Annotated in this window: 21 protein-coding genes and 1 other RNA gene; 10 read left to right on the forward strand and 12 right to left on the reverse strand. The window is 49.8% G+C overall.

Annotated features, from left to right (window positions below; translation table 11 throughout):
* Nucleotide 1 precedes the first annotated feature (1 nt).
* A complete protein-coding gene (locus B5D63_RS01630) occupies nucleotides 2-1237 on the reverse strand; it encodes an ABC transporter permease (protein WP_078667039.1) in 1236 nt (411 codons plus the stop codon).
* A 94-nt stretch (nucleotides 1238-1331) separates the two neighbouring features.
* Here B5D63_RS01630 and B5D63_RS01635 point away from each other — a divergent pair, with 94 nt between their 5' ends.
* A complete protein-coding gene (locus B5D63_RS01635) occupies nucleotides 1332-2624 on the forward strand; it encodes a type IX secretion system plug protein (protein WP_078667040.1) in 1293 nt (430 codons plus the stop codon).
* A 110-nt stretch (nucleotides 2625-2734) separates the two neighbouring features.
* Here the strand turns inward: B5D63_RS01635 and B5D63_RS01640 are convergent, their stop codons facing one another.
* From B5D63_RS01640 to ffs, 5 genes are all read right to left on the reverse strand, one after another.
* A complete protein-coding gene (locus B5D63_RS01640; RefSeq protein WP_078667041.1) occupies nucleotides 2735-4048 on the reverse strand; it encodes an NAD(P)/FAD-dependent oxidoreductase in 1314 nt (437 codons plus the stop codon).
* Between the two features lie 329 nt (nucleotides 4049-4377).
* Nucleotides 4378-5091, reverse strand: a complete 714-nt coding sequence (locus tag B5D63_RS01645) for an MIP/aquaporin family protein (protein ID WP_078667042.1) — start codon at nucleotides 5089-5091, stop codon at nucleotides 4378-4380.
* 12 nt (nucleotides 5092-5103) lie between these two features.
* Nucleotides 5104-6600 carry a glycerol kinase GlpK gene (gene glpK / locus B5D63_RS01650; protein WP_078667043.1) on the reverse strand — a complete coding sequence of 499 codons (1497 nt, stop codon included), beginning with the start codon at nucleotides 6598-6600 and terminating at the stop codon, nucleotides 5104-5106.
* Nucleotides 6601-6694: 94 nt separating this feature from the next.
* Nucleotides 6695-7345 (reverse strand): fructose-6-phosphate aldolase, encoded by a 651-nt coding sequence (gene fsa / locus B5D63_RS01655; RefSeq protein WP_078667044.1) that lies wholly within the window; start codon nucleotides 7343-7345, stop codon nucleotides 6695-6697.
* Nucleotides 7346-7472: 127 nt separating this feature from the next.
* Nucleotides 7473-7572, reverse strand: an RNA gene (gene ffs, locus B5D63_RS01660) — signal recognition particle sRNA small type.
* Nucleotides 7573-7808: 236 nt separating this feature from the next.
* On the opposite strand from ffs, the gene B5D63_RS01665 reads away from it, so the two are divergent.
* Entirely contained in the window at nucleotides 7809-8240 is a 432-nt protein-coding gene (locus tag B5D63_RS01665) for a DUF5684 domain-containing protein (RefSeq protein WP_078667045.1), read from the forward strand.
* Between the two features lie 28 nt (nucleotides 8241-8268).
* A complete protein-coding gene (locus tag B5D63_RS01670) occupies nucleotides 8269-8694 on the forward strand; it encodes an RDD family protein (protein ID WP_078667046.1) in 426 nt (141 codons plus the stop codon).
* Nucleotides 8695-8770: 76 nt separating this feature from the next.
* Here the strand turns inward: B5D63_RS01670 and B5D63_RS01675 are convergent, their stop codons facing one another.
* The gene (locus B5D63_RS01675) at nucleotides 8771-9514 is read right to left on the reverse strand and encodes an RDD family protein (protein WP_078667047.1); all 744 of its coding nucleotides are present in this window, start codon (nucleotides 9512-9514) and stop codon (nucleotides 8771-8773) included.
* Between the two features lie 113 nt (nucleotides 9515-9627).
* Here B5D63_RS01675 and B5D63_RS01680 point away from each other — a divergent pair, with 113 nt between their 5' ends.
* The 5 genes from B5D63_RS01680 to B5D63_RS01700 are packed head-to-tail and all read left to right on the forward strand — an operon-like array spanning nucleotide 9628 to nucleotide 15046.
* Nucleotides 9628-10629, forward strand: coding sequence for a stage II sporulation protein M (locus B5D63_RS01680; protein WP_078667048.1), 1002 nt, complete (start codon nucleotides 9628-9630; stop codon nucleotides 10627-10629).
* A gap of 4 nt (nucleotides 10630-10633) precedes the next feature.
* The gene (locus tag B5D63_RS01685) at nucleotides 10634-11476 is read left to right on the forward strand and encodes a DUF4129 domain-containing protein (protein ID WP_143312733.1); all 843 of its coding nucleotides are present in this window, start codon (nucleotides 10634-10636) and stop codon (nucleotides 11474-11476) included.
* On the forward strand, nucleotides 11473-12702 hold the full coding sequence (locus B5D63_RS01690) for a DUF4350 domain-containing protein (protein WP_078667050.1): 1230 nt from the start codon (nucleotides 11473-11475) through the stop codon (nucleotides 12700-12702). The genes B5D63_RS01685 and B5D63_RS01690 overlap by 4 nt, the downstream gene beginning before the upstream one ends.
* Entirely contained in the window at nucleotides 12702-13682 is a 981-nt protein-coding gene (locus B5D63_RS01695) for an AAA family ATPase (RefSeq protein WP_078667051.1), read from the forward strand. The genes B5D63_RS01690 and B5D63_RS01695 overlap by 1 nt, the downstream gene beginning before the upstream one ends.
* An 11-nt stretch (nucleotides 13683-13693) precedes the next feature.
* A complete protein-coding gene (locus B5D63_RS01700) occupies nucleotides 13694-15046 on the forward strand; it encodes a DUF58 domain-containing protein (protein WP_078667052.1) in 1353 nt (450 codons plus the stop codon).
* A 2-nt stretch (nucleotides 15047-15048) separates the two neighbouring features.
* Here B5D63_RS01700 and B5D63_RS01705 read toward each other — a convergent pair whose 3' ends face one another.
* The 5 genes from B5D63_RS01705 to gatC are packed head-to-tail and all read right to left on the reverse strand — an operon-like array spanning nucleotide 15049 to nucleotide 17955.
* Nucleotides 15049-15732, reverse strand: a complete 684-nt coding sequence (locus B5D63_RS01705; protein WP_078667053.1) for a hypothetical protein — start codon at nucleotides 15730-15732, stop codon at nucleotides 15049-15051.
* A gap of 10 nt (nucleotides 15733-15742) precedes the next feature.
* Entirely contained in the window at nucleotides 15743-16330 is a 588-nt protein-coding gene (locus B5D63_RS01710) for a riboflavin synthase (protein WP_078667054.1), read from the reverse strand.
* Nucleotides 16331-16351: 21 nt separating this feature from the next.
* Nucleotides 16352-16912, reverse strand: a complete 561-nt coding sequence (locus B5D63_RS01715) for a cob(I)yrinic acid a,c-diamide adenosyltransferase (RefSeq protein WP_078668494.1) — start codon at nucleotides 16910-16912, stop codon at nucleotides 16352-16354.
* 34 nt (nucleotides 16913-16946) lie between these two features.
* Nucleotides 16947-17660 carry an ABC transporter ATP-binding protein gene (locus B5D63_RS01720; protein ID WP_078667055.1) on the reverse strand — a complete coding sequence of 238 codons (714 nt, stop codon included), beginning with the start codon at nucleotides 17658-17660 and terminating at the stop codon, nucleotides 16947-16949.
* Between the two features lie 4 nt (nucleotides 17661-17664).
* Entirely contained in the window at nucleotides 17665-17955 is a 291-nt protein-coding gene (gatC, locus tag B5D63_RS01725; protein WP_078667056.1) for an Asp-tRNA(Asn)/Glu-tRNA(Gln) amidotransferase subunit GatC, read from the reverse strand.
* Nucleotides 17956-18144: 189 nt separating this feature from the next.
* Between gatC and trpS the strand changes: the two genes are divergently transcribed.
* Nucleotides 18145-19155, forward strand: coding sequence for a tryptophan--tRNA ligase (gene trpS, locus B5D63_RS01730; RefSeq protein ID WP_078667057.1), 1011 nt, complete (start codon nucleotides 18145-18147; stop codon nucleotides 19153-19155).
* Between the two features lie 45 nt (nucleotides 19156-19200).
* Nucleotides 19201-19836 (forward strand): deoxynucleoside kinase, encoded by a 636-nt coding sequence (locus B5D63_RS01735; RefSeq protein ID WP_078667058.1) that lies wholly within the window; start codon nucleotides 19201-19203, stop codon nucleotides 19834-19836.
* Nucleotides 19837-19974: the final 138 nt, after the last annotated feature.

Below are 19974 nucleotides of genomic sequence, written 5' to 3' on the forward strand. Positions count from 1 at the left end.
GTTACTTGAACTGGATCGCTTTTACCGGTGTGATTTTCCGGATAATCAGCGATGGAATGAGTAGTACCAGCAGGCAGATGGTGAGGGTACCCAGATTAATCAGCAGTATCTCATGCCATCTGACATCGATAGCGGCCACCGACATGTAGTAGGACTCTTCCGGGAGTTTGAAGATGCCGGTGGCCTTTTGCAGAAAGGCCAGTCCGAGCCCGAAAAAGTCACCGATAAATATCCCCATGAGAATAATGTAACCCGCCTGGAAGACGAATATCTTCTGAATTCGCCAATCGCGCATGCCCAGTGCCTTGAGGATGCCTACCATGTTGGTACGTTCCAGTATGAGGATGAGGATAGCGGTGATCATATTGATAACTGCCACGATGGTCATGATCACGATGATGATCAGTTCATTCTGGTTCTGTAGCTGCAGCCAGTCGAAAATGTTGGGGTAGATATCGCGGATAGTGCGGGTAAAGAGTTGATCAGGGAGTACGTTGTTGTCGATGATACGGGCGGTAGTGTCCATCAGGTGGTAGTCTGCCAGCATGATCTCATAGCCGCCCACCTGTGTGGGGTCCCAGTCATTGAGCCGGCGGACGAGGTTGAGATCGCCGACGACATAGGTCTTATCATATTCTTCGATGCCGGTTTTAAAAATCCCTGATACCTGTAATTTGCGGGCGCGGGGTGGCAGTCCGCCTCCCTGGATGAAATAGATGATCACTTTGTCATCGACTTTCAATTGCAGGTCCTGCGCCATGTTGGTGGAAATCATGATTTCCGGGGCGTAGCTGCTATCGTTAAAGCGGGGAGGGCGGCCGCTCTGCATAAAACGTTGCAGCTGTGGCCAGTCGTAGTTTTTGTCTATTCCTTTGAAGATGATACCGTTGATTTCCTTTTCGGACTTGATGATGGCCGATTTGGTAGCATAGGGGTTTACCGACTTCACACCGGGCACTCTTTTGATACTGTCTATCAGGGTGAGGGTGGACGTAAAGGGTATTTCTTCTGTCAGGGGGCCGGCGTTGGGTTGGTATTGATTGACATGAAGATGGCCCCAGAAGCTGAAAATTTTGTCCTGAATGACCTGCTGAAAGCCGTTGACCAGGGCTGTTGCCAGAATCATGACCGCCACGCTGACTGCGGTGGCAGCAACAGCGATGTTGATGATGAATTTCGAAAAAGTGGAGGCTTTATTGAAAGCAATCCTTCTGGCAATAAAAGCAGATAATTCCATTGAACTGAATTCGATTAGGACAAATGTAGGAAATCAAAAATCAAATCTCTAAATAAGCAAATAATCGTAACTTGAATACAACCAAATAGCCAGTATGCGTACAGCAGCTTTTCTTTTATGGGTGGTCCTGGCCGCCTGTCTGTTTACCGGCAGGGTGATGGCGCAGGCCAATGTCATTACGCCGGACCATGTTTACCACAACAACATCAGATCCGTCAAATTCAATCAGCTGGGAGATCCTCTGAGCATGCCCATGTATACCATTGGTACGGGGGAGAAGCTGGAGTTGTCTTTTGATGATATGGACAATGATGTGAAAAACTACTATTACTCTTTTGTGATGTGTAACGCAGACTGGACGCCGGCACAGGTGAACCAGTTTGATTATATGCGGGGTTTTTCTGAAACGAGGATCCTCAACTATAAGATGTCGGCTGTGGCTTTGCAGCGGTATACGCATTACAGTGTGCAGTTGCCGGGTACCGGCAGTTACCCGATCAAGTCGGGCAACTATCTGCTGAAGGTGTACCTTGACAGCGACACCACCCAGCTGGCTTTTACCCGCCGGATGTATGTGGTGGAATCGAAGGCCGGTATTGCCGGGTTTATCCAGCAGCCGGTGTCGCCGAAATTGTTCCGCACACATCAGAAGGTGAATTTTGAGATCAATACCGGTTCGCTGAACATTCAGAATCCTTTTGACCAGATCAAGGTCGTGATCCTGCAGAACTACCGCTGGGACAATGCTATTACCAATCTGAAGCCGCAGTTTATCAACGGCAACGTGATCAAATACAATGCGGAGCTGGATTGTGTGATTCCCGCCGGGAAAGAGTTCCGGTGGATAGACCTGCGTAGCCTGCGCTTACAGACAGAAAGGGTCCGGCATTCGGAGTATCACGCCAACAGTACCGATGTATATGCCGTCACGGATTTTGAGCGGGCGGACAAGCTGTATCAGTTCATCAAAGATGTTAACGGCAAGTATTACCTCGCCACGCTGGATGACTATGATCCCAACTTTGAGGGCGACTACGCTTCTGTGCATTTTACTTTTGCGGCTCCTGAGCCTTATGCCGGTTATGACATGTATATTTTCGGGGAGATGACAAACTATGAGCTGAACAACAACAGCAGGCTGACTTATAACGCGGCCAGCAGGGCTTATGAGGGGACGTTGTTTCTGAAGCAGGGTTACTACAACTATATTTACGGGTTGGTGGATAAAACGGTGCCTAACAGTAAATTCAATACGGAGTTAACAGAAGGTAACTGGTGGGAAACGGAAAATAACTACACGATTCTGTTGTATTTCCGGCCGTTGGGTGGTCGTGCGGATGAGCTGGTGTCGAGCATTACGTTGAATTCGATCCTGAACCGCAAATAGGCGTTTGCGATAAAATAAAAGCAAAGACCTGATGAACAATTCATCAGGTCTTTTGCATTTTTAACAATAAAACACCTATTATATATAACAACAAAACAACCATGTTTGGGTCACACGCCTACGGTCTGCCGTAGTTTCACGATATTGGCGGCGCCGCGTTTGATGATGATGCGGGTGCCTCTTTCGTAGGTGAAATAGCGGTAGAACCAGTTGATGAACACCACCAGTTTGTTACGGAAGCCGAGCAGGCTCATAAGGTGTACGATCATCCACACGATCCAGGCGAAGTAGCCGCTGAGGCGCATGTTGGCGAATTCGGCCACGGCCCTGTTACGGCCAATGGTGGCCATACTGCCGAGGTCTTTGTAATAGAAGCCTTTGAGGGGCTTTTTCTCCAGCAGCAGGCGGATGTTGTGCGCCAGGTTTTTACCCTGCTGGATGGCCACCTGGGCCACCATCGGATATCCTTTCGGGAAGCGCTGGTCGTTGGTCATCTGGGCGATATCGCCGATGGCAAACACGTTTTCATATCCTTTTACCTGGTTGAACTCATTAACGACGATGCGGCCGTTGGGCAGGAGAATATCCTGTGGCAGGCCTGTTACAGGTACGCCTTTCACGCCGGCAGACCAGAGCAGGGATTGTGACTGTATCGTTTCCCCGTTGCTGAGGGTGATGATGTGACCATCATATTCTTTTACGCCGGTGTTGACCATCACTTTTACACCCAGTTCCTGCAACGCTTTTATGGTGCGTTCGGATGTTTTTTCGCTGAAGGAAGCCAGCAGTTTGGGGCCTGCTTCTATCAGGTAAACGTTCATGAGGGATTGGGGCAGATCGGGATAGTCTTTGGGCATAATATATTTCCGCAGTTCGGCGAAGGCGCCTGCCAGTTCCACACCGGTGGGGCCGCCGCCAACCATGACGAAATTGAGTTTGGGTTTTATTTCTTCCGGGTCCTTCAGCAGCAGGCTTTCTTCGAACTGTTTCACCACATAGTTTCTGATCTGTACCGCTTCGATGAGCGATTTCATGCCGATGGCGTTGTCTTCGATGGCTTTGTTGCCGAAGAAGTTGGTGTTGCTGCCAGTGGCGAACACGAGATAGTCGTAGCGAATTTCACCGATACCTGTTTCCAGTATGTTTTCTGCGGTTCTGATACCGGTCACTTCCGCCATACGGAAGACGAGGTTTTTCTGTTTTCTGAAGATACCTCTGAGCGGGAAAGCGATGCTGTCCGGTTCCAGGCCGGCAGTAGATACCTGGTAAAGCAGCGGCTGAAAAAGGTGATAGTTGTTTCTGTCGAGCAATACGATCTGTACCGGAGCATGTTTCAGTTGCTTGGCCAGGTTAATACCACCAAATCCTCCTCCTACAATAACTACGCGCGGTTGGGCAGACTCCGGAATGTTAGGCTGGATCATAATTCATCTGTTTTTTGTGTTGGATATGGCATACCTCGTTATAACATTCTGATACTACCGGCAGTTCAAACGCCGTACCAGTAGTTATCTTTATCAAAGTTACAAAACTTTCAGAAAAAAATGAAAATTAAGAACATGATAAATATCAGGTTTTCAAAAATTTAGTGAGACATTTTTTAGGATAGTCGTTGCCGTAAAAATGGCTTACTGAAGTATGCGGGTGTTTATGCTTAAGACTGTATGGAGCATTGGAATAGGAGAGACGCTATGGTTTGGTTGGCATAGGGGATGTAGCCCGGGGCGCGGACCCCGGGCCTCAAAAATGTATATCACGAAGCCAGGAAAGCATTATATATCAGCGCTGCCGTGACAGCGCCTGCAACGGGCCCTGCGATGGGTATCCAGGCGTAGGCCCAGTCGCTGCCGCCTTTGCCGGAGATAGGCAGTATAGCGTGCATAATGCGTGGACCGAGGTCTCTGGCGGGATTGATGGCGTAGCCGGTGGGGCCGCCGAGGGAGAGGCCGATGGCCAGTACCACGAAAGCTACGGGCAGGGCATCGAGGGAGCCGATGCCGGTAGCGGGCTTGGTGATATAGAATACAGCCAGAATAAAAACGAGCGTGGCAATAAACTCTGTGAGGAAGTTATAGCCGGGTGTTCGTATAGCCGGGATGGTGCAGAACACGCCCAGTTTGCTGGCGGCGTCTGTGGTGGCGTCGAAGTGTTTTTTATAGCAGAGCCAAACGAGGAGGGCGCCGAGCATAGCGCCCAGCATCTGGGCGGCAATGTAGGCGGGTACAAGCGCCCAGCTGAAGGAGCCTTTCACTGCCAGGGCGATGGTAACGGCGGGATTGAGGTGTGCGCCGCTGTATTGTCCGGCGCAGAATACCCCAACAAATACGGCCATGGCCCATCCCATGGTGATGACGATCCAGCCGCCCTGGTTGCCTTTGGACTTGTTGAGTACTACGTTGGCGACTACGCCGTCGCCGAGGGCGATAATAAAAGCTGTTCCGATAATTTCGGCTAAGAATGGTGACATGTGTGGAATTTTTTAGTCTTCTGCTGTCCAGGCCTGGGCCGCTCTGATAGCGCGTTTCCAGTCCTTGCAGAGTTGTTGGCGTTGTGATGTTTCCATAGATGGTTCGAAGGTGGCGTCTACCTTCCATTGGCGGGCGATAGACGGGATGCTGTCCCAGAACCCTACGGCCAGCCCGGCGAGGTAGGCAGCGCCCAGCGCGGTGGTTTCGGTAATATGCGGTCGTACCACACGTACCTGCAGGAGATCTGACTGGAATTGCATGAGCAGGTTGTTGCTGGTGGCGCCGCCATCGACGCGTAGTTCGCTGATCGGCATACCGGCGTCGCCCTCCATGGCTTTGAGCACGTCCATGGTCTGGAAGGCGATGCTGTCGAGCGCGGCGCGGGCGATATGGGCGGCGCTGGTGCCGCGGGTGATGCCCACCATGGTGCCGCGGGCATGCTGGTTCCAGTAGGGGGCGCCCAGTCCCGCGAATGCCGGTACGAAATATACGCCATCGCTGTGAGGCACGGTAGCGGCCAGTTTTTCCACGTCGGCGGAGTGGCGGATGATACCGAGACCGTCACGCAGCCACTGTACTACGGCCCCACCGATGAAGATGCTGCCTTCAAGGGCGTAGGTGGTTTTGCCGTTAATCTGCCAGGCGACGGTCGTGAGCAGGTTGTTTTTAGATGGGATGGGTTTATCGCCGGTATTGAGTACCATAAAACAGCCGGTGCCATAGGTATTTTTCAGCATGCCGGGCTCGGTGCACATTTGTCCGAACAGGGCGGCCTGCTGGTCGCCGGCGATGCCGGCAATAGGAATGCGGTAGGGGGTGAGCGTTGCTTCCGAGTAGCCGTACACTTCGCTGGAAGGTTTTACTTCCGGCAGCATGGAGGCGGGGATGCCGAAGAGGGAGAGCAGTTCATCATCCCATTTCATGTCGTGGATATTAAACAACAATGTGCGGGAGGCATTGCTCACATCGGTGATATGCAGCTGCCCGTTGGAGAAGTTCCAGGTGAGCCAGCTATCTACCGTGCCGAAGGCCAGTTCGCCGGCTTCCGCTTTTTCTCTGACACCGGGCACGTTGTCCAGTATCCATTTTATTTTGGTGGCGGAGAAGTAGGCGTCTATCCGCAGGCCCGTTTTGTCTTTGATGAGTTGTTCCTTGCCGTCTTTGATAAGGCTGTCGCAGTAGGCGGCGGTGCGGCGGTCCTGCCATACGATGGCGTGATGAACAGGTTTGCCGGTTTTACGGTCCCATACGATGGTGGTTTCCCGTTGGTTGGTGATGCCGATGGCCGCGATGTTATCGCCGGTGATGCGTGCTTTGAGCAGCACTTCTGCGGCCACGCTGGCCTGTGATGTCCATATCTCCATGGCATCGTGTTCCACCCATCCGGGCTGGGGGAATATCTGTTTGAATTCTTTTTGTGCAGTCGCTTTGATGCTGCCGTCGTGGTCGAAGATAATGGCGCGGGAGCTGGTGGTGCCCTGGTCCAGCGCAAGAATGTATTTCCCCATCCGGTTAATGGTTTTAGTGGTTAACAATTTACAAAAAAAATCCCCGGCGCAAGAACTGCACCGGGGATACACCATCTAAAAAATATCTTTGAAATTACATTTTCTTGGCATCTTCCAGGAACTTGGCGAGGCCGATATCCGTTAACGGATGTTTCAGCAGGCCAAGGATGGAATCTAACGGGCAGGTACATACGTCGGCACCTACTTCTGCGCATTTAACGATGTGGAGCGCGCTGCGGATGGAAGCTGCGAGGATCTCTGTTTTGAAGCCCTGCAGGCTGTAAATCTGCGCGATCTGTGCAATCAGTTCAACACCGTCCCAGTTGCTGTCATCGATGCGGCCGATGAAAGGAGATACGTAGGCAGCACCTGCTTTGGCAGCCAGGATCGCCTGACCGGCAGAGAACACCAGGGTGCAGTTGGTACGGATACCGTTCTCGGAAAACCATTTGATGGCTTTTACCCCTTCTTTGATCATCGGAACTTTCACCACAATATTGGGGTGAATAGCGGCCAGTTTCTTTCCTTCCTCCACGATAGATTTGAAATCGGTAGAGAATACTTCCGCGCTCACATCACCGTCCACGATTTCGCAGATGTCTGCATAATGTTTCAGGATAGCGGCTTCCCCTTTGATGCCTTCTTTGGCCATCAGCGATGGGTTGGTGGTTACACCATCCAGCACGCCGAGATCATGAGCTTCTCTTATCTGATCGAGATTGGCTGTATCGATAAAGAATTTCATACTATTAAGAATTAGTTTGTAAGGACTAGATTTGTGTCATTTGTGGAGTACACTGTCATTAGTGAAGAGGTGAGCAAATAGTAACCAGATGACTACTGACGAGCGACTAATGACCTTTAAAAAAGAAAAAAGGCAAGTTACTTATATCGCACCGCTTCAACCACCTACCCTTGCTACATTCCTGTCCTGGGGGAGTTCAGCAGGAGCTGGTCGTATAAGACTTGCCGGTTGCAAAGGTAATCCAATCCACTGAAAATCCAAATTTTATAGAAGAAATCTCAAAAAAAATGTTGGATCAGCTCCTTTGGTCTGTGATTTTCTGTTTAAAAAATCAACTAAATATGTATTCACTTCATTTGTTATACTTGAATTTTTGTGTATCTTGTTGGTGTTTTAATCCCCGGCAGTAAGCTGAACATGTGACAGCTCCTCTGTCTTATCTTTCATTCAAAACTATATTCTTATGGACAACGCCAGTAATGCGGCCGTTCTTGCCCTAATGCTTCCCTTTATTATCTTCGGGCTTGCCCTCGCCGTCTTCTCGATTATCTGTATGTGGAAAGTATACAGGAAAGCGGGTTTTGAAGGCTGGGAGTCTATCATCCCCATCTACAGCACGATCATCATGCTGAGAATTATCGGTAAACCATGGTGGTGGCTGCTGCTGTTCTGTATTCCCGTCGTGAACATTATTTTTGCGATCATGGCAATGGACCTGCTCAGCAAAAGTTTTGGAAAAGGCACGGGCTTTACCCTCGGGCTGATTTTCCTGAACTTCATCTTCCTGGCTATCCTGGCATTCGACCGTACCATCGTATACCAGGGCCCGGCAGGCGATCCCAATGCTCCCCGGCCGCAACAGGACATCAACACCATTGGTAAAAACCTCGTTTAATTTTTTTAACCGCTTTATATTTTAACCTATGGATACAATTAACCAAAACAAAAGTTCCGACCTGCTCTCTGACCTGCAGGAAACCGCTAACCTGGAGCACGCCTCCAAAGGCCAGCGTTTTGCCAATCTGCTTATCGACGGCATCATTGTGGGCGTAGCCCAGAATATCCTTGCCGCCGTACTGACACTCGGCTTAATGGAATCTATTTTACTCAGCCTGGTAATTAACCTCGCCTACTACACGGTTATGGAAGGTTCTGCCGGCGGTCGTACTGTCGGCAAAATGGTGACCGGCACGCACGTAGTGAGCACTAACGGAGAACCGCTGACCACCGGCCGTATCATGCTCCGCACCGTTTGCAGATGGGTGCCTTTTGAACCTTTCAGCATGCTGTTTGGTGATGCTCCCTGGCATGACACCTGGACAGACACCGCCGTAGTAAAAGGCAAATAAGTCTGCACAAAAATTTTTCTTTAAACAACAAGGCCGAAGCAATCTGCTTCGGCCTTGTTATTGCTTATCATGTGCATCAGTTGTCACGCGTGGTGTAGTAGTTGTAATCATTCAGCACCGTTTCCAGGAAACTGGTATTGGGCAGTTCCGATTCAATATGAAGCACCTCCTTTACCCGGAAGGCCACCTTGGCCGCCAACACTTCATCTCCGGCTTTTAATGCCTTGTCAAGCAGGTCTTTTACCTTGTTCATGTCCCGGTCGGATAACCGCATGATCTGCGGAAACTGAGGCTGGTAGTCGGAGGCAGACATATCCCGGAAAATGGTTTCTTCAATGCTGCCCTTACGTTTGGTATTGATCACAATGGTGCCGGCCACCAGGTCGCCAAGGCGCTGACTGTAGGGCGTGCGGGCCATCGTTATAATAGGCAGGATCACCGGAATGAAAAACAGCCCGGCCATCAGCGGGGATTCTATCATCCGGAATATCCACCGGATCAGGTGTTGGCTCGCGGTTGGCTGGTTGCCCGTCAGGCTCACCGCCTTTATATGTAAGATCTTCTTCCCCGGAGAAGAACCACCCATGACGATCTCCGTCACCAGGAAATACAGCATGACAGGTAGCATCGCCACCAGTATGACCAATACCATCCGGGCGTCGCTGTTTATTTTAAAAGTGGAGATCACCATAAATGCCGCCAGGACATATACCCCCCGGATCGCAAAATCAATGAGCCACGCCAGGAAACGCGTCATCGCGTCCGCCGTTTCAAATTCGAGGTCAATGTTGAAGGAAGTTGGTATTTTTATGTTGCTCATACTCAAATTTACATATTAGTTTATATATTGTTAAGCGATTTAGTATGTTTGCCCGATACTCCCCCTTGTGCTGTAGGAAGATATCCGGATATTAAATGGGAATTTGACTCACTATGAGAGAATCATTGTTTATCAAGAAAAATTTGCCCCGCTGGAAACAAATCCAGGAGGAGCCAACCGAGGACCCCGATGAAATGGCGGAAAGATTTGTTTCCTTGCTGGATGATCTCTCTTATGCCAAAACATTCTATAGCTTCAGTAAAGTCACCCGATATATCAACGGACTGGCAGCCGGTATTTATCAGCGTATCTACCAAAATCGTAAAGAAGAAGTAGGCCGTTTCCAATTGTTCTTCCGGTATGAACTGCCGCTGTTGTTCCGCCAGTATCACCGGTTGTTGTTGTTTACCTTTTGCTTTTTCCTGTTGTTCTGTATTATCGGCGCTTTTTCCTGCGCTCATGATGAAACTTTTGTCAGAGGTTTTCTGGGCGACGAATATGTGAACATGACAGAACGGAACATTGCGAACAATGACCCGTTTGGCGTATATAAACAAGGCAATCCGCTGCTGATGTTCCTCCAGATAGCTGTCAATAATATACGGGTATCCCTGATGTGTTATGTGGGCGGTATCTTCCTTGGTGCGGGTTCTTTATACCTGTTGCTGCACAACGGCATTATGCTCGGCGTGTTCCAGTATATCTTTTTTTCCCATGGCCTCGGCTTCAAATCCATACTGGTGATCTGGATACACGGAACACTGGAGATTTCCAGTATCGTTATCTCCGGTTGCGCGGGTATTATCCTCGGCAAAAGCCTGTTGTTCCCCGGTACGCGCAAGCGGCTGGACTCCCTGCGCAAAGGCGCAAAAGACGGCATCAAGATCATGGTAACGCTGATTCCTGTTTTTGTGGTGGCGGCTTTCCTCGAAGGCTTTGTTACCCGGTACACCGAAATGCCGTTATGGCTCAGCCTTTTTATACTCGCCGCTTCGCTGTTGTTCATGGTCGGTTACTTTGTCGTATACCCGATCCGTTTACACCGCAAGGGATATCGTTTAAGCGAGACCGGTAAAGTGATCGTCCCGCTGCCCGGTTCAAAGCAGTTAAGTTAATATCATGAGAAGAATTTGCAGAAAATATGGTCAGCGACTGCTGTTGTTATGCCTGCTAAGTGTACCACTGCCAGCGATCTCCCAGGATACGCCTCCTCCGCCAGCGGAAGACGTGCCGCTGCTGGCGCCGCCGGATACCGCGCTGGCGACATCCGTGGCGGAAGATGCTGCTATTGAAACAACACCGGTAGAAACCAGCCCCCTGGTAGATGAATACGGGAAGGAAATAGAACTGCCTCCGTTTGATAAACGGGCGGTAGGCGCAGGTACCATGAAGACGCTGAAAGCAGATAAAAATATGCACTATCGCGATAAGCCCGTGGAAACCACCGACCAGAAAAACGCCGGACGATTTGCTGCTTTTATGTCGATGGTGCTCTATGTCCTCTGGCAATTCAGCTGGGTGATCCTTATCCTGCTGCTGGCAGGCCTCGGCTACCTGTTGTACCGTTTTATGAAAAACAACGGCCTGAGTATCTTCCGAAAACCGAAACTGATCGATGGCCTGGAAGAAATACAGGAAGAGGACCTGCAAAGCGCAGCGGAATATGAAGATAAAATCCGTGCTGCCATTGCCGCCGGGGAAATCAGGCAGGCTGTCCGCTGGTGGTATCTGTATACGCTCTTCCAGCTGGCTAGCCGTCAGCTGATCACGCCCGGCCGGGAAAAAACCAACAACGATTATCTCCGCAGCATGCGGAATACACCTTACTATAAAACGTTTTCCACATTGACACTGGATTATGAATACATCTGGTATGGTGGATTTGATATCAGTGAAGACAACTTCAGGACCGTGGACCAGCAGTTCAGGGATTTTAATCACCAATTAGGCAAAGCTTCGTGAAAAACAGGACCACCTATATCATCATCGGCGTTGTATTGCTGTTGCTAATACTGCTGGCTATCGTCGGCAAAAAGGGCTCCATGGGCGATGACAAGTTGTCCACCAGGATGGCTAAATCATCTTTCTCCAGTAAAGATAAAAAGGCCGGCGGCGCTTATGTGGCATTCAAAACATTACCGGAACTATTTATCCGCCGCTCTATACAGGTGGTGACCAAACCCTTCGCCACCACTTATGCCAGGGAAACGGAACTGCGTTATTCGGGCAACAACTACATCCTGGTGGCCAACGAGCTGTTCACAACAGAGAAAGATATTGAAGCCATGATGGAGTATGTGGCGATCGGGAACTATCTGTTTCTGAGCGTCAACAAGATCGACCCGTTGCTGGCCAAGAAACTGGAATGTAAAATAGAGCATGGTTCGAACTATCAGCCTGGCACTCCTCATAAAGTACAGGGTTATAAAGATAAAACAGTGCCGCTGGATACGAGCTACAGTTACAGCGGGATGATTGCCACCAGCTATTTTTCTGAGATCGATACCACCTATACGAAAGTGCTGGGTTCCAACTTTAAAGGCAAACCCAATTTTGTCCGGGTGGTGCATGGGCGCGGCTGCTTCTTTATTTCGCTGAACCCATACACTTTCAGCAATTACTTCCTGCTGGAAAAAGACAACATTGCAGCACTGGAAACACAGATGTCCTACATGCCGGATAATGCGGCCAATATTTATTGGGACGATTTTTACAGCCACCAGTTCAGCGCACAGTCGGGCGATTTCAGCGAGTGGCAGGTGCTGATGCGTTATCCTTCCATGCGATGGGCTTTATGGCTGGCGGTATTACTGCTGCTGCTGTATGTGATCTTCGAAGGAAAAAGAAGGCAACGTATCATCCCGGAGAAACCTTTGCTGGCCAACAACTCCCTGGAATTTGTGGATGCCATCGGCCAGTTGTATTATCAGCAGCACGACAACTTCAACCTGGCGCATAAAATGACCCTGCACCTGTTGGAGTATATCCGTACCCGTTACTATCTGAATACAAACCATCTCAACCTGCAATTCATAGAAACATTGTCTAAAAAAGCCGCTATGCCGGAAAATGAAGTGCGGGAACTGATCGATATGATTCATAACATACAGTTGGCCGGCGCGGTGAGTGACGAACAGCTGCAGCATTTTTATCAACGCATTCAACATTTTTATTTAAATACGAAATAATGGATATCAATACCTTTCAACCCAGGACTGATTTTACCACCCTGCATGAAGGCGTGGAAGCTATCAGAGCACAGATTGGTCAAGTAATTGTGGGACAGCACCAGATGGTGGACCTCCTGATAGCAGGCCTGCTCACACAAGGGCATGTCCTGATTGAAGGGGTGCCGGGCGTGGCCAAAACACTGACCGCTAAATTACTGGCGCAGTGTATAGACGCTGATTTTTCCAGGATACAGTTTACCCCCGACCTGATGCCGGCGGATGTGCTGGGTACGTCTGTTTTTAATCCCCAGACACGGGAGTTTGAATACAAAAAAGGACCTGTTTTCAGCAATCTCGTACTGATCGACGAAATTAACCGCGCCCCGGCCAAAACGCAGTCGGCGCTTTTTGAGGTGATGGAAGAAAGACAGATCACCAATGATGGCACTACTTATCAGCTGGACCGCCCGTTTATGGTGATTGCCACCCAGAACCCGATAGAACAGGAAGGTACTTACCGGTTGCCGGAAGCGCAGCTGGACCGCTTTCTTTTCAAAGTGGAAGTGAAGTATCCCGATCTGAAAGAAGAAGTGGCGGTGCTGCAAAGTGTGCAGCGGCTGAACGGCGCCACAGACCTGTCTAAAGTAGTGGCCAAAGTAGTGACCGCCACGCAGGTGATCGAATTCCAGAACCTGGTGCGCCAGGTGAGAATTGAAGAAAAGCTGTTGCATTACATTGCTTCCATTATCCAGGAAACCCGCATGAATGCGTCTTTGTACCTGGGTGCTTCACCACGTGCATCCATTGCCGTGATGAACTGCGCCAAAGCCATGGCGGCCATGCGTAACCGGGACTTTGTAGTGCCTGATGATATCGTGGAAATGATTCCGCATGTGCTGCGCCATCGTATTATGCTGACACCGGAAAAAGAAATGGAAGGTATCCGCACAGATGATGTGATTGCACAGATTATCAAGATGGTAGAGGTTCCCAGATAAGCTGATTATATATGTCTTCAACTGTAAAAAACAACTTGTATCAGCAGCTGTTTTTCAGCAATCGCCTGTACATGGGACTGGGAGCCAACATTCTGTTGTTCATCATCTCCTTTTTTATACCCGGGCTGTTCAATGTTGCTATATTGATTTTCGCGGTATTGGTGGTATTGCTGCTGCTCGATATTATACTGCTGGTATTGAGGCCGGCCAATATCCTCGAAGCGATGCGCACAGCCAGTGCACGTTTCAGCAATGGAGATGAAAACGAGGTGGCCGTTACCTGCACCAACCGTTATCCTTTTCCCGTGTTTGTCACCCTGCTGGAAGAGCTGCCCTTCCAGTTCCAGGACCGTAATTTCTCTATGAAGGCGAAACTCAATGCCGGCGAGGAATACGTGTTTAAGTATAAGCTGCGTCCGGTGGAAAGGGGCGTGTACCAGTTCGGATATACTTACATTTTTGTACAGAGTGCGTTGGGCATCGTGAATCGTCGTTTTGTTTTTAATACGGAGCAGGACGTACAGGTATATCCCAGCTTTCAGCAGCTGCGGCATTTTTCGCTGTATTCGTACATGAACCGGCTCAATGAGATAGGCGTACATAAACGCCGCGTTATCGGGCACAGTATGGAGTTTGATCACATCAAACCTTACACCAAGGGGGATGATGTGCGGATGCTCAACTGGAAGGCCACGGCCCGTTCCGGTAACCTGATGGTAAATAACTACGTAGAAGAAAAATCGCAGCAGGTATATTGTGTGATCGACAAGGGACGTAGCATGAAGATGCCTTTTGACGGGCTTACCTTGCTGGACTACGCGATCAACGCATCGTTGGTGTTTAGTAATGTAGCCCTGGGCAAAGGTGACAAGGCGGGGCTGGTGGCGTTTAATGAAAGTGCGGTGGAAGTATTGCCGGCGAGCAACAAGAAAGTACAGCTCAACAAGATACTGGAGCAGCTGTATGCGCAGGAAACACAGTGGAGAGAAAGTGATTTTGAAGCGTTGAGCGTACAGTTGCGTAGTCATTTATCCCATCGTTCCCTGTTGATGTTATTTACCAATTTTGAATCCATGTCCAGTCTGCAGCGGCAATTGCCTTTTCTGCGGCGGCTGGCGAAGTATCACCTGGTGCTGGTTATCTTCTTTGAAAATACAGAGCTGAAGCGGGTGACAGAGCAGTCGGCAACAGATGTGGAGGCTATTTACAAGCAGACGATCGCGCAGAAGTTTGCCTATGATAAAAAACTGATCGTGAAGGAGCTGGCCAAATATGGCATTATGTCTTTGCTGAGTACGCCGGAGCACCTGACGCTGAACGTGGTGAACAAATACCTTGAGTTGAAGGCGCGTACGCTGATTTAATTTTATTGACGCCGGCCCCGTGATCCCGGCTGCTTTGCCGGAGGTGGCAGATCGGGGTCGGGCATTATTTTGATAGGTACTTCCGAACGGATATACAGGTCCGGGTTGGGTTTATACCATGCTTCCATGAGTACTGCCTTTGCAGTATCGTTTTGTTCCACCAGCACATCCTGTCCGATAACAGCGCCGGCAGACGTCCGGAACCGCAGCTGTACGGTATCCAGTGGTAATACACGGCCGCTGCTGAATTTCCCTTCTACGTTCATATAATAGCGGATGTTGCGTTTGATGCTGTCCGTATAATGATTGAAGCGCATGCCTACCAGGTAGGGCAGGGTAAGTGTGTTAGAAAGCGGCGTATTTCCTTCCCTGTTGACGGTAATGGTTATACGATAACGGTCCTTTACCAGTTGAAGACGGTTAAAATAAAGGACCCCGTTCTGAATGCTGCCATTGGAGGAGCTGACCTGTATTTTATTCCAGCGGAGGTTACCGCGTAGCAGACCGGTCGTCTGGCGGCTGCTGCTGTCGGCGTATACCAATTCCAGTCCGAGGGGTACGCGGTCATAGAGTTCCGCCACGGCGGTGGTATCGTACCATATGTTGATACGGGCCACCTTAGCTTGCTGGGCGTGTGTCAGCAGGCTAAGCAGTAATGATATGGACAGCAGCAGGTATTTATTCAAAGCTTAGTGTTTATCGCACCGCCATTTGCCGGGCTACGTATTTGCCCAGGATATCAAACTCCAGGTTAACCAGGTGTCCCGGATGCATGAATTGTACGTTGGTGAATGCGAACGTATATGGTATGATGGCCACTGAAAATTCTTTTTCGGTGATATCGAACACGGTGAGGCTGATGCCGTTCATGCAGATGCTTCCTTTTTCCACGATGAGGCCTGCGTTGGTGGTGGGGTAGGTGAAGCGGTACAGCCAGCTGCCGTTTTGCTCTTCGCGGGCAACGCAGGTACCGGTGCCGTCCACGTGGCCCTGTACCAGGTGGCCGTCGATGCGGCCGTTGAACACCATAGCCCTTTCGAGGTTTACCTTAGCGCCCGGTACGAGCAGCGACAGATTGGTTTTCTGCAGTGTTTCCGCTACGGCTACGGTTTCGTAGGTGTCGCCCTGTATGTTGGTAACGGTCAGGCATACACCGTTGTGGGAAATGCTCTGATCTACTTTCAGTTCACCGGCAATAGACGACTTGATGTTGATGATGAGATTGCCGCCGTCTTTGCGGGTGGATATAACTTCTCCTGTTGTTTCAATGATTCCTGTGAACATGCAGCGAATTTAAGAAAAAAACTATACCCTCGGTTTCCAGGGGATTTCTTCCACGCCCAGCTTGTGGCCGGTCCAGCGGGCCAGCACAAAGAGATAATCGCTCAGGCGGTTGATGTATTTGAGTACCAGTGGTTCGATGAACATTTCCTGCTCCTGCATGCCTACGCAGAGCCTTTCGGTGCGGCGGCATACGCAGCGGGCGATGTGACAGGTAGATACGGCTACGTGTCCGCCCGGGAGAATGAAGTGTTTCATGGGGGGCAGTTCTTCATTCATTTTATCGATGCTGGATTCCAGCAGCTGGATATCTGCTTCGTGGAGATCGGGGATGCGCATTTTTGTTTCCTTGTCGGGGTCGCACGCCAATGCCGCGCCAACGGTGAACAGGCGGTCCTGTATTTCCTTCAGGAGGGTTTTGGTGTCCGGATCTGCCGTATAATCGCTGACCAGCCCGATATAAGAGTTCAGTTCGTCTACCGTGCCGTAGGCATCGATGCGGAGATCGCTCTTGGGTACTTTGGTGCCGCCGATCAGGGAGGTTTTGCCTTTATCCCCTGTTTTGGTGTATATTTTAAGAGACATGCTTTTTTTCTGCAAAATACGAATTACGCAGCGGTCATGATTTGAGAAGGGCTTCTTTTTTCTCATTCACCCTGTCAGACTCGATGACGCCGTCTCTCAGCCGGATAATTCTCCTGGCGTGGTCTGCGATGTCTTCCTCGTGGGTTACCAGCACCACCGTGTTGCCGGAGGCGTGGATGCTGCCGAATATTTCCATGATTTCGATAGACGTTTTCGTATCGAGGTTACCGGTAGGTTCGTCGGCCAGGATCAGGGAGGGGTCGTTGACGAGGGCGCGGGCGATGGCCACACGCTGGCACTGACCGCCGGAGAGTTCGTTGGGCTTGTGTTTGTAGCGGTCGCCCAGTTTCACTCTTTCCAGCATCATGCGCGCTTTCTCTTCCCTTTCTTTTTTACCGATGCCGGCGTAGATCAGGGGTACCGCTACGTTTTCCAGGGCGGTGAGGCGGGGCATGAGGTTGAACTGCTGGAAAACGAAGCCGATTTCTTTGCCGCGTACGCCGGCGAGGGCGTTGTCTTCCATTTTGCTTACATCATGGCCGCTCAGGATATATTTACCGCTGGTGGGGGTGTCCAGGCATCCGAGGATGTTCATGAGGGTAGATTTGCCGGAGCCGGAAGGTCCCATCAGGGCTACATACTCGTTTTTGAAGATGTCCAGGGATACCCCCTTGAGTACAGGTAGCTCATTTTTACCTAAAAAATAGCTTTTTTTGATGTCTTCCAGGTGGATAACGGACTTTTGCATGTGGTTATTTCTTTATGACTTTTGGTACCTCGAAGTATTCTGAGGTGGCCGCAGGTGCGTTTTGAAGGCCTTCTTCCCGGGTGATGGTGGTGATTACCTCGTCTTCCCGGAAAACGTTATAGTCAGCGGTTAGGTGCAACAACGGTTTTACATGGGTAGTATCCAGTTCATTCAGTTTCTCCACAAAGGTGATCATTCGCTGCAGGTCGCCGCGGATGGCGGTTTTCTCCTGCTCGTTGAATTCCAGTCTGGCGAGATCGGCTAACTGTTGTACCAGGGCGTCGTTCACTTCCATAATCAAATTAAATCAAAAAATAATAAAATGTAATGACCAAAAAGGATGGTATCTCAAAAATAGGGATAAACGGAGAGCTTTCAACCGCCTGCCATCGCCTTTTTGGTCATTTTATGATATTTTTTTTACAGACGGGTGGATAAGGGAATATTAAAAGCTAACCGCTTATTCTTTAAATTGCGCCCTGTTATGGCTACAGAAAAAGAAATTGTGGTGAGTGGCATACGCCCCACCGGTTATTTGCATTTAGGCAATTATTTTGGCGCGATTCGTAATTATATCCGGATGCAGGAAGAGTTTGACTGCTACTTCTTTGTGGCGGACTGGCACTCGCTGACGACCCATCCGAACCCGAAAGACCTGCAAGCCAATGTGATGCGGGTACTGGCGGAGAACATCGCTTCCGGCCTGGACCCGGAAAAAGTGACCCTGTACGCGCAAAGCCATGTACCGGAAATAGCGGAGCTGTACCTGCTCATGAATATGCTGGCTTATAAAGGAGAGCTGGAGAAAGTACCAACGTTTAAAGACAAGGTAAGATTACAGCCGGAGAACGTTAACGCCGGCCTGTTGACCTACCCGGTGCTGATGAGCGTGGACATCCTGATCCAGCGCGCCGTGAAAGTGCCGGTGGGTAAAGACCAGGGCCAGCACCTGGAGATGGCCCGCAACTTTGCACAACGTTTTAATAACCGTTACGGCAACCTGTTCCCCGAGCCGGTAGCCTTTAACTATGGTGATAACCTCGTGCGTATCCTGAGCCTCGATGGCAAGGGCGGTAAAATGAGCAAGAGCGAAAACGAGATGTCTACCCTCTACCTGTCTGACAGCGATGAACAGATCCGTAAGAAGCTGGGGAAGGCAAAAACAGACAGCGGTAGCGGCGTTCCGGGTGAACCCATGCCGGAATCCGTGGCCAACCTGATAGAGATCATGAAGCTGGTGTCCACACCAGATACCGTTCAGTTTTATACAGATGCCTTTAACGCGGGTTCGATCCGTTACGGCGATATGAAAACGCAGCTGGGGGAAGATATGGTGAAATTCATCGCACCTATCCGCGAAAAAGCCAAAGACCTGCAGGAAAACAGGGCCTATCTGCATAAGATCATGAAGGAAGGTGCTGAAAAAGCACGGGCAAATGCGGCACAAACTTTGCAACAGGCGAGAAACCTTATGGGTTTAAACTATTTTGAGTAACCACAGCTGTCAGCAATTTTTCAGTATTCACGACCTTTCATTAGCATGGCAAAACAAAATAAAATCAAACATATCGCGATCGCCGGCAATATCGGCGCGGGTAAAACCACCCTCACCGAAATGCTCTGCCGCCACTATAAATGGCACCCGCAGTATGAAGATGTAGAGCACAATCCCTATCTGAATGATTTCTATGAAGATATGCCCCGCTGGTCTTTTAACCTGCAGGTATACTTTCTGAACGGCAGGCTGAAACAACTGCTCGAGATCCAGAACGGAAAAGAGACCGTGATACAGGACCGCACCATCTACGAGGATGCGCATATCTTTGCGCCCAACCTGTATGAGATGGGGCTGATGACCAAAAGGGATTTTGACAATTATTTCAACTTTTTCCAGACGCTGAAAAGCATGGTCAAGCCGCCGGACCTGCTGATCTACCTGCAGGCTTCCGTGCCTACACTGGTAGCGCAGATACAGAAACGGGGAAGGGAATACGAAGAGAATATCCGGCTCGACTATCTCAAACGGCTAAACGAATATTATAACAACTGGATTGAGAAATACGAAGAAGGGCCGTTGCTGGTGATTGATATCGATAAAAATAAATTCCCGGAGAGCGATGAAGATCTCGGGGAGATTATTTCAAAGATAGATTCCCAGTTGTACGGACTTTTCTGATCCGGCGACGATACTTTATTAAACCCCGTCAGGCTATGGCCTGACGGGGTTTTGTTTTTTCAGCCAAAAAATTTTCCGGCGTTAAGAAGTAATTAACATTCTACATTTTTCTCCGTTGTATGTTTGCCGTACCAGAAT

Origin of the sequence: Chitinophaga eiseniae (assembly GCF_900167135.1) — a bacterium.
Taxonomy (GTDB): domain Bacteria; phylum Bacteroidota; class Bacteroidia; order Chitinophagales; family Chitinophagaceae; genus Chitinophaga; species Chitinophaga eiseniae.